We start from the raw sequence: 11957 nt of genomic DNA on the forward strand, positions 1-11957 counted from the left end.
AGACAAACCTATGAATACGAAATTAGTACTGATTTTATTATCAGCAAGCTTATTAACGATCTCATCCCAATCATGGTCTCAAGATTTTGATTTATCGACAATTCTAGAGCGATTGGAAAAATTAGAAAATGAGAACAAAGAGCTGCGCGAGAAATATCAAGCATTAGCAGCGAGCGTTAATCAAGTTGCACAAGCATCAAACAGTATGGCGTCCGCTAGCACCACTAAGAGCTCAGCCGATGGCGTTATTCAATTTAACTCGGAGTACGGCTACCAGTTGCTTGACCCGTTGGTAAATATCAATCGCAAGCAATTGGGCGTATTGAATGCCAAGCAAGATGGCACGCTAGGCAAAAACGTTGTTAACCTCCAAGGAGCCGTGACCGCGATTGCTGACTATCAAAGCACCAATGAGCCCAACCTATTTGGTTACTTGATGCGCCATCCAACAAGTAATAATCAACGTGGCACAACGGTATCCGAAGCGACAATTCATTCAGCACAACTTGGCTTTACTGCCACGGCTGGTGATTGGATAACCGCAAATGCCGAATTCTTGTTTGATCCGGAACAAAGCTTTGGCGCCGGCACCAATACCTCGCTGACGCGAAATCAAGTTCAAGTACGTCGTGCCTATGTGCTATTCGGCAACTTAGATGAATCACCGCTGTATGCGAGCTTAGGGAAAATGGCGGTGCCTTTCGGTTTGACCGACACCGTAAACCCATTTACCAACTCGACAGTTTGGCATGCGTTTGGTGGGTTGGCTAACGGTGCCACATTTGGCTACACCAAAGATGGCCTGAATGTATCAGCTATGGCAATCCAAGGTGGTGCGCAATTCCGTTCTGCCAACACTCCAGTGGAAGGTACATCGGTTCCCAGTAAACTTAATAACTACGCGGTTAACGCCAGTTACGAGTTTGGCTCAGAGTCAGATCAATCGCTATTAATTGGCGCGTCATATCAACGTGGTACCGCTTATTGTCAAGGCTTCCCAATTACTCACTTCTCTCAATGTGAAGAACCAAACGGTGCTTACGACGTGTACGCGAAGTGGCAATCAGACAATTGGACGGTCAAAACTGAATTTGCTAAAACTACTGACGAGTGGCCTGGCACATTCAATCCAACTATTCCTCAATTTGCCGCGAGCAAGGTATCAAGCATGGATTTTGGCGTGCAATACCGCGACGAGTTGTTCGGTAAGCCTGCGGCCTATTCGTTTGAGTTCAGCAACTTCGAAGCCGGCCCAGCTGGCGCCGAGTGGGAACGTCAGAATCAATGGGTTCTCGGCCTAGCGATGCATTACGCGCCAAATATTAAGTTATTCAGTGAGCTGATCAAAGTAGAAGGTTATGCGCCATTGAACTTCCTAAGTGGTGGACATATTCCTGATCGCCCTGACATTCCGGTCAGCGACGCTTCAGCCGATTCAGAAATCTTAATGCTTGGGGTAAACGCAGCATTCTAGAATATTTGACGGGGAGCTTGGTTGACATAAACAGCCAAGCTCCCTACTCTGGCGGCCCTTAACTCAAGGAATGAGTATTAATTAGCACACACGCTCTGTCTTACCTCTCGCAGCTTGGTCTATAGCTGCATGCCAGAGACTATTTGCGAGCGCCTAGCAGCCCCACCGTATAGCCTTCTGCACGTAATCGTTTAGTCGCTCTCGCATTAATCCGCAGCATCACAAACAAATTGATCAGTGGCACAAACAGCAAAATAAACAGTAATATCTTAATCACGATATGGCTGTCTAGAACCGATAAAACTCGGAACAACCCAATGATCGACATCAGCAAGCAGCCGAGCAGCAGCAATGGCCCCAATAAGCCGATAAAAGCTTGCGCAAAGAGCACCACAAAATACAGCAGCATGGCATAAATAATCAGCTTCTGTCCTTGCGCCAAACGCTCAGTCTGCGCTTGTTGCTCCTCGCTTTGATTATTCGCAACAATGTCTGAACTTGGGGCTTTATACGGGTTACCGATAGGCATTAAAAATTCCATTTGGCGGTTTAAGGTCACCGAGATGCTGACTAAAGCTCCGATGATAATAAGCGATACAAACCAGTGCACGGCAGCAGCGCCGCTTCTTTCTAGTCGCCCAAGTATAGCAAAGAATCCGTTAAGCAGACCTTGGCGGTAGGTGGCAGCCAACACAAGTTCTGTTACTCTATCCACACAACTAGTTCAGTAAATTCCAACGAGTGAGTCCCAATCAATGAGTAATCAGCCATCGGATGCCGCAAAAATTCCCCGTCAACAAGACAATTACACGCCTGAATCCATTGCTGAACGACAAGCGTTTTTACTCAAGCAAACCGGTGTAACGCTCAAGCACGTTGCTCATTCATCAGTGGATCCAGCCACCTTAGCCGGCAACATAGAAAACCCAATTGGCATGGCACAAGTTCCAATTGGACTCGCCGGACCAATATTGATAAATGGCGAACATGCGGCTGGACACTTTTATGTACCGATGGCCACCACCGAAGGCACCTTAGTCGCAAGCTATAGTCGTGGTATGCGAGTTTTGTCGGAGATCGGCGGCGTCACGACCACGGTCGTCGAGCGGTATATGCAACGCGCACCGGTATTTCATTTTGAGAACGCGCGAGAAGCAAAGGAGTTTGGCGCCTGGTTCGATGCTCACTTAGCGGATATTCGCACTGCCGCGGAGGCTACCACCTCAGTGGGGAAGTTGTCACATGTTGAACAGTATGGCGTGTCTCGCATGCGCTTCCTTCGATTCAACTACACCACCGGCGATGCGGCAGGTCAGAATATGTGTGGCAAGGCGACCTTAGCGGCCTGCACCTGGATCCAAAAAAATTATCCACACAAATCACGCTACACGCTATCAGGAGCTATCGACACCGACAAAAAGCACTCACACATTAATACTCTGCATTCTCGTGGCGCACGAGTAGTGGCGGAAGTGGTATTACCCAAAGAAGTGATGCAACGCGTTATGCGCGTTGACACCAAAGCACTGTTCGCTGCACGCCAGGTATCCAACGTCGGTGGCATGTTGGCGGGTACGACGAATAATGGCTTGCATGCCGCCAATGGCTTGGCTGCGATATTTATCGCCACTGGCCAAGATGCCGCCAATATTGCCGAATCACAAGCGGGCATCGTGTATGTGGATTTGCTCGACAATGGCGATTTATATTGGTCAATCACCTTACCCTCGGTGATTGTCGCCAGTTACGGAGGCGGTACTGGGCTCGGTTCACAACGCGAATGCTTAGAAATTATGGACTGCTACGGCGACGGCAAGGCCTTAAAATTGGCCGAGATCTGTGCCGCCACGGTGTTAGCTGGTGAATTGTCATTAGCCAGTGCTGTGCTTGCCGGCGACTGGGTCGAAAGTCACGATCGACTGGGTCGCAATCGGCCTTAATGGCGCATTATTAACCTAATTCTACGAACATATGGCTAATAACAGTAACTCTAACCAGTACCTAGAGCCTAGCTTGCTGCCCAGTGAATGGCTGCAAAACTGTCGCGCAAGGCTTTTGACCACGAGTCTGACAGCGCACTAAACTCTGGGTCTCCCGCTTCAATTCGCTGATATTGTGAGACTTGGTATTCACCGTCGCGAATCATCGCTAAGTCTAGTGGCATACCGACTGACAAATTCGAGCGCAAAGTACTATCCATCGACAATAATGCGGCCTTGCGCGCATCTTTCAAACTAGTTGATTTTCGGATTACTCGATCAAGAATCGGCTTGCCGTACTTGTGCTCACCGATTTGCAGATAAGGGGTATCGTGAGTCGCCTCAATATAGTTACCCTCAGGGTAAACTAAAAACATTCGGGCTTCGCCTCCGGCACGTTGGCCAGCCACAATAAATGATGCCGACGCCGCTTGGTTCATTCGATTCATTTTCTCGCTGATTTCGAGCGTTACGTCGGACAACATATTGCCAATAATGTCGACCGCAGCTAATAGGGTGGGAGCCAACATAAACGACGTTTCGGGCGTGGCATCAGGGTGCTCGATAGCTTCCGACAGCTTCGCGATTACCGTTTGCGTAGTCGATAGACTGCCCGCCGTCAGAATAACAATGACGCGCTCGCCGGGTTCCTCAAAAGTAAACATCTTTTGGTACGTGGCAATATTATCTAACCCAGCATTGGTGCGTGTATCACTTAACAACACCATGCCCTCATCAACCATTAGCCCAACACAATAGGTCATAGCAAAAACTACTTTAGTACGTAATAAAACACGCAGATTAAGGCAAGCGAGACCAGAAAGGAAGCTATTGTTGCGCGTTTACGATATTAACGTCTGTGTGCATGGTTTCTTCACCAACACCACGTGAAATACCACGAATTAATGCCGCATCCTGCGCATCTAAGCCTGACCCAACCCGCACGTAACGCGCATCTGGACAGCAATCGTTAGTCGCATCAAAGCCAACCCAGCCTAAGCCTTCAATCAGCAGCTCGGCCCACGCATGACTCGCATCATGCTGCTCGCCACTTGCGTCCATATGCAGATAGCCGGTGGTGTAACGTGCCGGAATACGATTTAGCCGGGCAGCGGCAATTAAACAGTGAGCAAAGTCTTGGCAAACACCCGTGCCCTGTTCTAGCGCTTGACTCGCGGTATAGGAACTATCGGTCGCGCCGGGAATATACTTAAACGCACCACTGACCTCACTCATGATGCCGTGCGCTACGTCCAACTGGTTTTCACCGCTCAAGTCTAGTGCGCGTTTCGCCAATTCAGCAATTCGGTCATCGGGCCGAGTAAGCTCAGTGTCGCGCAGGTACACCAATGGCGACACACGTTCATTGCGAAGTTTGATTAGTCCGTTAGTGTCGCTTGTTTCGATTTCCCCAGTAACACGAATTTCGACATCTCGTTCTAAATTTTCAACACACATGGTACGTATTTGATCACCGCCGCCATCTAAAAAATAGCTACCAAATAGAGCATCTTCGCAGTGTACCTCCCAATTAATGATTTTTTGCGAATCACACGCGGCAGGCCACAGACGGTGGCTTTGAATAATCATTCGCTGCGGTTCCGAATAGCGGTATGAGGTAGTATGGTTGATCAACATTCTCATTAGCGTTCACCAAATAGAAATGACTCACCAATCCGTTCGGCTAAGTGATTGTTTTCTTGAACAAATTGCATAAGGTACTCATGCAAACCATTGGCGATAATCTTATTCACACTAATCGTCCTGAGTTCATCCAGCATGCGCATAGCATGGGTCTGCGCCGGAGTATATTTGCCGTAGCTCGAACATAGCTGCTCAAGGTGTAAGGTTATTTTCTCAATGCAGTAGCACAACGAGCGCGGGCATGATCGATTCAAAATCAAAAAATCGGCGATTCGATCCGGAGAGTACTCACCACCATAGGCCCAATGAAACGAGCGATAAGCTCCCAGAGAACGCAGCAATGTCGACCACTGGTAATTATCAATACTGCCACCGAGCATATCAATGGTTGGCAACAACACGTGGTACTTAATGTCGATAGAGCGCGCGGTGTTATCGGCACGTTCGACATAATAACCCAGATTAAAAAAACTATATCCGTCAGTCTGCAACTGCGTGTTGATAAACGCGCCACGCACCATAGAGGCTTGTCGTTTTACCCAGTCACAAATAGTTGGGAGGTCGACGCGGTTTTCAACAGAGTCATCGAAGTCTTTAAACTCCAAGTATGCTTGATTGAAAGCTAACCATGTATCACGTGTGATCGCCGTTCTAACTTGTCGCGCATTGTCGCGTGCCATTCTCAGGCAGCTTCGAATGCTGCTGAAATTACTATTGTCGTAGACAAGGAAACTCTCAACATTTTCTTCGCTGATTTCGGAGTAACTTTCCTGAAATTGTTGCAGCGTGCTCGTGGCTGTCAAAATAGACTTCCACTCTGACGTATAACCACCGTTTTTGGCTGGCATCATCGACATGCGATACCCCACCTCTAAGTTACGCGCCATGGTATCGGCACGCTCCATATAGCGTGACGCCCAGAAAAGTGATTCTGCGTTACGGCTTAACATAGTCTATTCCTAAATATTATTTTTGGTTGCTTACTGTCGATACCTACAGACAAATCTAGTTCGACAATACCCATGTATCTTTAACACCACCGCCTTGCGACGAATTCACCACCAACGAACCTTCCCGCATCGCTACCCGAGTCAAGCCGCCAGGGCAAAGTTCGATCGATTCTCCAACTAAACAGTACGGACGCAAATCCACGTGGCGTGGTGCTAACTCTTGCTCAACATAAGTTGGTGTAGTCGACAGCGCCAAGGTTGGTTGAGCAATAAAATCTTCTGGGTCGGCTAAGATACGCAAGCGATACTGCTCAATTTCGGCTTTAGTGGAGGCTGGACCGACCAGCATTCCATATCCACCGGAACCATGCACCTCTTTAACAACCAGATCGGCGAGGTTATCTAACACGTATTTCAAGTCGTCAGCTTCAGAACAGCGCCAAGTTTGCACATTATTCAGAATTGGTTCCTCTCCTAAATAAAAGCGAATCATTTCAGGCACATAGGTATACACCGCTTTATCATCAGCCACACCAGCACCGGGTGCAGAGCATATTTGGACACCGCCAGCGCGATAAGCGTTCATCAAGCCAGGGACACCCAGCAGCGAATCTGCACGAAAACACAACGGATCAATAAACGCATCATCGATCCGGCGATAGATCACATCCACCCGCCGTGGCCCGCGGGTCGTTCGCATAAAAACAAAATCACCTTTTATAAAAAGATCACGCCCCTCGACTAGCTCAACCCCCATTTGATCAGCCAAAAAAGAATGTTCGAAATAGGCTGAGTTTGCAGCGCCCGGCGTCAGTACCACCACGGTTGGCTCATTATCACATTTTTCCGGCGCCACCGACTTGAGTGTCTTGCGTAATAAACCGGGATAATTATCGACCGGCATAATTCGGTTAGTACGAAACAACTGCGGAAACAAGCGCATCATAATTTCGCGATTTTCGAGCATATAAGACACGCCGGAAGGAGTCCGGCAATTGTCTTCAAGCACGTAAAATTCGTCGGCTCCAGTACGAACTAAGTCGACACCGATAATATGCGAGAACACTTTTTGGGAAGGCGAAAACCCCACAACAGACGGTTCATAAGCATCATTTTGATAAACCAGTTTGCCGGGCATACGACCCGATAATATTATTTCACCGCGATGATATACATCCCATAAAAAGGCGTTGAGTGCCCGAGCTCGCTGTTTAACACCACGCTCCAATTTTTCCCATTCAGTTGCGGTAAAAACTCTGGGCATAATGTCGAATGGAATAAGTCGCTCACTATCTCCGCCCTCACCATATACCGCAAACGTTATACCAATCTGCCGAAATAGTGCTTCGGCTTGTCGATGCTTCTGATGAATTAGATTAGGATCAGTCTGCTCGATCCACTTCATTACTTCTTTGTAGGGCTCTCGTACATGACCGCCCGAGGTCATTTCATTAAATGACACGTATTATCAACCTAGTTAGTCGTAACTTTATAAGGGGAAATCCAACTCCACTGCTGGACGGTGACTAGCTAGCAGCTTCAGATCTTTGGCGATTTTCGTCGCTCATTGCTACCAGCCTCTTCAATAATGACATAAACCGAGCCTCAATTGCGTGAAAATATAGCGAATTAAAACCGCTCAAATCTCTCTCAACCAACTCTCTAGCTTGTCTAAATCGGGCATACGAATCGACCGATACCCTAATTCAATTAAACCTTCACGTTGCAAACCTTGCAGCGCCTTGCCTAGTGAAACACGCGACACACCAATAGTGTACGCGAGCTCGTCTTGTCGACAAATCAGCTCATTCGGATTATTCGAGGTCTGTGACATTGCCAATAAAATACGCGCGGTCCGTTGCGGAATCGGCAACCGGCGAATCGCATCAAGCATCTCAAGCAGAATATGTGATCGCAACAAGGTAGTTTTCAACAGCGCGCGTGAGATCTCCGGCTCTGCCTCATAAAGACGCATAAATACCGCGCCACCAAGCTGATGCACTTGGCAGTCTCTGCCAGCGTACACATCATGGGTTCTCGGTAATTCGGTAAACAAGGTAAATTCACCAAAGCATTCGCCGGGTCCCAAGATAGTCGTCATCACGAACTTACCGTCATCGCCGTAAATTCCCACATGCACAGATCCTGATGCCACTATTGACAGGCCTGGAGGTTTCGCACCGCGGCTATGTATCAACTGACCGTCGCTATAGCGCATCAGACGAGCCTTTGATACCAACTGTTCAGTAGTCGCATCGGACAACAGCGCCATGAAATTAGGTGTATTAACCCGTAATAAATCCATAGATATACCCAGAATGCTAAATACTTAGCATTCTATCGCAATACTCGGTGCTAATCTGCTCAAGCGCTAACCCAATAAGGCATAGAGAATTGAAATGAAACTAGAACTAATAGTAATTTTGGCCATTCTGCTCGGATTTGTCGTGCTCGAGATTTTGTTTACTCAATTCTTCAATAAGCCAGGTCAAACGCGCTCCGACGGATTAGTCGAGTCCATTAGCACCGCCATCCTAACGCTGTTTACCCAACCTTTTGCAATCGCCGGCGGCCTAGGAATTGCCGCGCTAGTGGCACCAGACTTTCAAGGAGCACTCGAAGACTGGCCATTTTGGGCTGTGTTTGCGCTGTTTTTAATTTTCGATGACCTAACTCAATATTGGTGGCATCGGCTTTCGCACTCGATTCCATGGCTATATAACTTACATCGCCCACATCACAACGCGCCATACTTATCAATTCGTGTCGTGTACCGAAATAATCTATTTTATTATCTATTGATGCCCGGGCTATGGCTTTCCGGCGCGCTCATTTACTTCGGTGGTGGATGGGTCTATGCAGTCTATATCGTGTTGAAGATGACGGTGATCTTTGGTGCACACAGCGACGTTCGCTGGGATGCACCACTATATCGAATCAAATGGCTGTCACCACTCATGTGGGTTGTCGAGCGAACCATCTCTACGCCAGCAACACATAGCGCACACCACGGCAAACATGCCAGCGACGGCATCACCAACTACAAAGGAAACTATGGGAATTTGTTGTTCTTTTGGGACGTGTTATTCGGCACCGCAAAAATCACACGCCGCTATCCTGAGCAGATGGGAGTCGAAAATCTACCGGAGACATCAACGGCTGAACAACTGTTTTGGCCACTGATTCGAACCAAACCGGTAGAACAGATTTACCGTGCAGAGACCACTTCGCCCGAGACAACTGCTCACCAGACACCAACTTAGCGGTAGAAACCTTGACCATTTAAGCACGCTATAACTAAGGCTGACAGTCAGTTTATTGCCCTTTGCGGACATTCAGCGTTAGCTGGACAGGCGATGAAAAACTGAATTTCCCTCGTCCATGATATGGAACTTTTGTCGGGGAGGAAGTTAAAGTCTTCGAATGAAAAACAACCTGATTACTATTGGAAGTGTGTCTTAAACAGACACTCGACGCAGAGTAAAAAGCTTGGCCCCTCCTGCTTTCTCGCTTCACTAGTTAACATCTTCAAGGTAGGAGGAGTAACCAGAAATTAGTTCCGCGCAACTACAACTCTCAGTCAGTATATTTCCTTCAACTGTGTTTAAACGATTAGCCAGGACCTTCACATACTGGTCGCGGTTTGGCTCAGATATTCCTTTGACAGTCGCTATGCATTTGAAAGACCCTCTACGAGTGTATTGCTGATTGAAAGGCGCAATCAAATCGAGATTCAATGGAATGAAGCCAAAGCCGAGGAATACTAGCCGTTCACACTGCTGGACTTGTGATTGGATGGAGTTGACAGTTCCCTCAACCAATTTCTCAGCTTCTGTAAATGTCAGGATGTTTTCCGAGAGCTCGATATATTTGTCCTCAGAACCGGGTTGACCGCCAAACTCAACGTCGGGTCCACCCTTTCCCTTGACTTGCCAGCCGAGGGTGCCTAATCTGCCATAAGGATGCTCCAAGTTCAGATTAGACATTATTTCAAAAATATCGTCATCGTCAAGCACCGGGTAGTACACTTTAAGCGCTCGTTCTAGAAAATGCTCAATGCAGCGATCGTAATTGAAAATTATGAACGAGTACTTTTTAAATCTTTCCTTAAGGTCCGAGGCCTTACATTTGTCGGTCATTAGTTGGAATAGTGCTGGATACCAACTGTTTTCATATCTTTTGCGCCCAATCCACTGCGTGGAATCAGCGGGTCTACGATCTGGGTCGATCCATAAATCTGATTTCCGCTCCGCCTCCAATATGCTGGACACAATTGCAAGTTTTCCGATCTGTACTATCTGAGGGTCACTGGAATGATCATGTAAGTAGTTGTCTATCGATCTCGCTAAGGGCAACCCTCGCGCCATCTGATTAGCTTTTTTCTGGAATTCTCCAAAAATGTGGTTTTTGTCATTTGTCTTATTTGCAATCCTATTGAAGATTGCCCTTAGATTTTCATCGGTGGTTCCCTGAGCATTTCCGTCGCGATCAAGTTTTAGTTTATGTGTAATCAAGGTTTTCAGATCGAATCCTAAGGGCAGCCCGACTTCTGAGCTGGCTCCTGCGCCGACAACAAACACGGTTTTTCCAGACATCCCTTTTCCCCTAGCCTTTAGCGTTCAATAGACGACTCGTCCAAAAAAACGGCCGCAATGCGTCCATGATGTGGCATGGAGAAGCAGCCTGTCAACCACGCGAGACACTAGAAACGAAAACGAGCCACATCTTCATATCAATCTCAATGCCCGCTTAGAGTATCGAACTGCCAATTAGCCAAATCAAGGGACAAAGGTCGCATGCTTGCTCATTTGAGACATTTACAACCACCGATCAAGCAGCGGGTTAAGGCGAGAAATCAAATAACTCGGAGTTCATCATTCCTGAATTTGGTCACGATTTTTCTCAGCACTATCTACTATTTCCAACCAATCAGGAGAACGAATGTACTTTTGGACATTACTAACAAAGTCTCTTTTCTGTTTTACTATTTCTTTATCCAAGCCCTTATTTTTATTGCAATCTAGATAGTCTAGTTTTTTGCCAATCAATGAAATCCGAACCAATGGATCAAGCACTTTGTGACGGAATCCACGAAATGCCTCTTCCTTTTCTTGACCGTGAGGAATAGAAGTATCGTTGTTGAAAAAACAGCGTCCAGAATCTATGTCTGTAGAAATTCTAGCAACGCAAAATACTTGTCTTGTTCTGTAGTTAATATCTGTTCGAGCCGGATCAAGTTTCGATAGCGCGATTAACTCATCTGTATTTCGGATTACAGATACGGTCCATTCCCTAACTTCCCGTTGGTATTCAAGAACCAATTGCGCTTTTTGAACTGCTAAACTTTCGTTCGCGATAGTATCCGCTGCACTGGAAGAATGCTCAGCGGCAACCCTAGCGGCTCGTGCAGAAAAGTACGCTAACAATCCAATTAGAGCGGTAATTATGGCAGTTACTATTTCCATTAGATTTCTCCAAACTCAGTCAGGTACTGGCTTACTAGGCTCCTTTTGCTCACCCTCAATTTCAGCCAAATGGACAGTAGTGTAATGCACTGTGCTTTTATACTCACTGCTGTAACCGATCCAGTGTCCCTTATGACTTACTTTACCACCGAACAACCCTTGGTCTGATTCTAACGAGACATAATCTGCGTTCTGCGGAACTACAATTGGCTTACTATCAGCCAGCCTGAGAGATTTTTTAAAATCAGGAGAATAGTACTCAATTAAATATACGATAGCGTCCAAAATAATTTCCCCCGTAGTTCAAAATAGACGGTCGCCCAATACACTAATAGTGCGATTCAATCTTGATTTCTCTCACTTCGCAAACGACTGTTATGAGTATTTAAGACCCAGTCGATTATGTCAATGCGAATGGGGCAAAGTTGCCCTTTTCAGCCGTTCG

At 47.0% G+C, this 11957-nt stretch carries 12 protein-coding genes; 3 read left to right on the forward strand and 9 right to left on the reverse strand.

Annotation, left to right across the window (positions count from 1 at the left end; genetic code table 11):
- The first annotated feature begins 10 nt into the window (after positions 1-10).
- Positions 11-1474 (forward strand): hypothetical protein, encoded by a 1464-nt coding sequence (locus tag DFR28_RS11555; protein ID WP_113954460.1) that lies wholly within the window; start codon positions 11-13, stop codon positions 1472-1474.
- Between the two features lie 139 nt (positions 1475-1613).
- Here DFR28_RS11555 and DFR28_RS11560 read toward each other — a convergent pair whose 3' ends face one another.
- Complete coding sequence (locus tag DFR28_RS11560) at positions 1614-2189, reverse strand: hypothetical protein (protein WP_147251008.1); 576 nt, start codon at positions 2187-2189, stop codon at positions 1614-1616.
- A 40-nt stretch (positions 2190-2229) separates the two neighbouring features.
- Here DFR28_RS11560 and DFR28_RS11565 point away from each other — a divergent pair, with 40 nt between their 5' ends.
- Positions 2230-3414: a hydroxymethylglutaryl-CoA reductase gene (locus tag DFR28_RS11565; RefSeq protein WP_113954462.1), complete on the forward strand. Its 1185-nt coding sequence runs from the start codon at positions 2230-2232 to the stop codon at positions 3412-3414.
- A 68-nt stretch (positions 3415-3482) separates the two neighbouring features.
- Here DFR28_RS11565 and DFR28_RS11570 read toward each other — a convergent pair whose 3' ends face one another.
- From DFR28_RS11570 to DFR28_RS11590, 5 genes are all read right to left on the reverse strand, one after another.
- Positions 3483-4217: a proteasome-type protease gene (locus DFR28_RS11570; RefSeq protein ID WP_113954463.1), complete on the reverse strand. Its 735-nt coding sequence runs from the start codon at positions 4215-4217 to the stop codon at positions 3483-3485.
- A 64-nt stretch (positions 4218-4281) separates the two neighbouring features.
- Complete coding sequence (locus DFR28_RS11575) at positions 4282-5097, reverse strand: transglutaminase domain-containing protein (RefSeq protein ID WP_113954464.1); 816 nt, start codon at positions 5095-5097, stop codon at positions 4282-4284.
- Entirely contained in the window at positions 5097-6047 is a 951-nt protein-coding gene (locus tag DFR28_RS11580) for an alpha-E domain-containing protein (RefSeq protein ID WP_113954465.1), read from the reverse strand. The genes DFR28_RS11575 and DFR28_RS11580 overlap by 1 nt, the downstream gene beginning before the upstream one ends.
- 55 nt (positions 6048-6102) lie before the next feature.
- Positions 6103-7494: a circularly permuted type 2 ATP-grasp protein gene (locus DFR28_RS11585; RefSeq protein ID WP_113954466.1), complete on the reverse strand. Its 1392-nt coding sequence runs from the start codon at positions 7492-7494 to the stop codon at positions 6103-6105.
- A 192-nt stretch (positions 7495-7686) separates the two neighbouring features.
- A complete protein-coding gene (locus DFR28_RS11590) occupies positions 7687-8352 on the reverse strand; it encodes a Crp/Fnr family transcriptional regulator (protein WP_113954467.1) in 666 nt (221 codons plus the stop codon).
- Positions 8353-8446: 94 nt separating this feature from the next.
- Between DFR28_RS11590 and DFR28_RS11595 the strand changes: the two genes are divergently transcribed.
- Positions 8447-9310 (forward strand): sterol desaturase family protein, encoded by an 864-nt coding sequence (locus DFR28_RS11595; RefSeq protein ID WP_113954468.1) that lies wholly within the window; start codon positions 8447-8449, stop codon positions 9308-9310.
- Between the two features lie 252 nt (positions 9311-9562).
- Here DFR28_RS11595 and DFR28_RS11600 read toward each other — a convergent pair whose 3' ends face one another.
- From DFR28_RS11600 to DFR28_RS11610, 3 genes are all read right to left on the reverse strand, one after another.
- Positions 9563-10642: an SIR2 family protein gene (locus tag DFR28_RS11600; RefSeq protein WP_113954469.1), complete on the reverse strand. Its 1080-nt coding sequence runs from the start codon at positions 10640-10642 to the stop codon at positions 9563-9565.
- A 279-nt stretch (positions 10643-10921) separates the two neighbouring features.
- Positions 10922-11512: a hypothetical protein gene (locus tag DFR28_RS11605; RefSeq protein ID WP_113954470.1), complete on the reverse strand. Its 591-nt coding sequence runs from the start codon at positions 11510-11512 to the stop codon at positions 10922-10924.
- Positions 11513-11527: 15 nt separating this feature from the next.
- The gene (locus DFR28_RS11610) at positions 11528-11797 is read right to left on the reverse strand and encodes a hypothetical protein (protein WP_113954471.1); all 270 of its coding nucleotides are present in this window, start codon (positions 11795-11797) and stop codon (positions 11528-11530) included.
- Positions 11798-11957 lie beyond the last annotated feature (160 nt).

It is taken from the genome of Arenicella xantha (assembly GCF_003315245.1).
GTDB lineage: Bacteria > Pseudomonadota > Gammaproteobacteria > Arenicellales > Arenicellaceae > Arenicella > Arenicella xantha.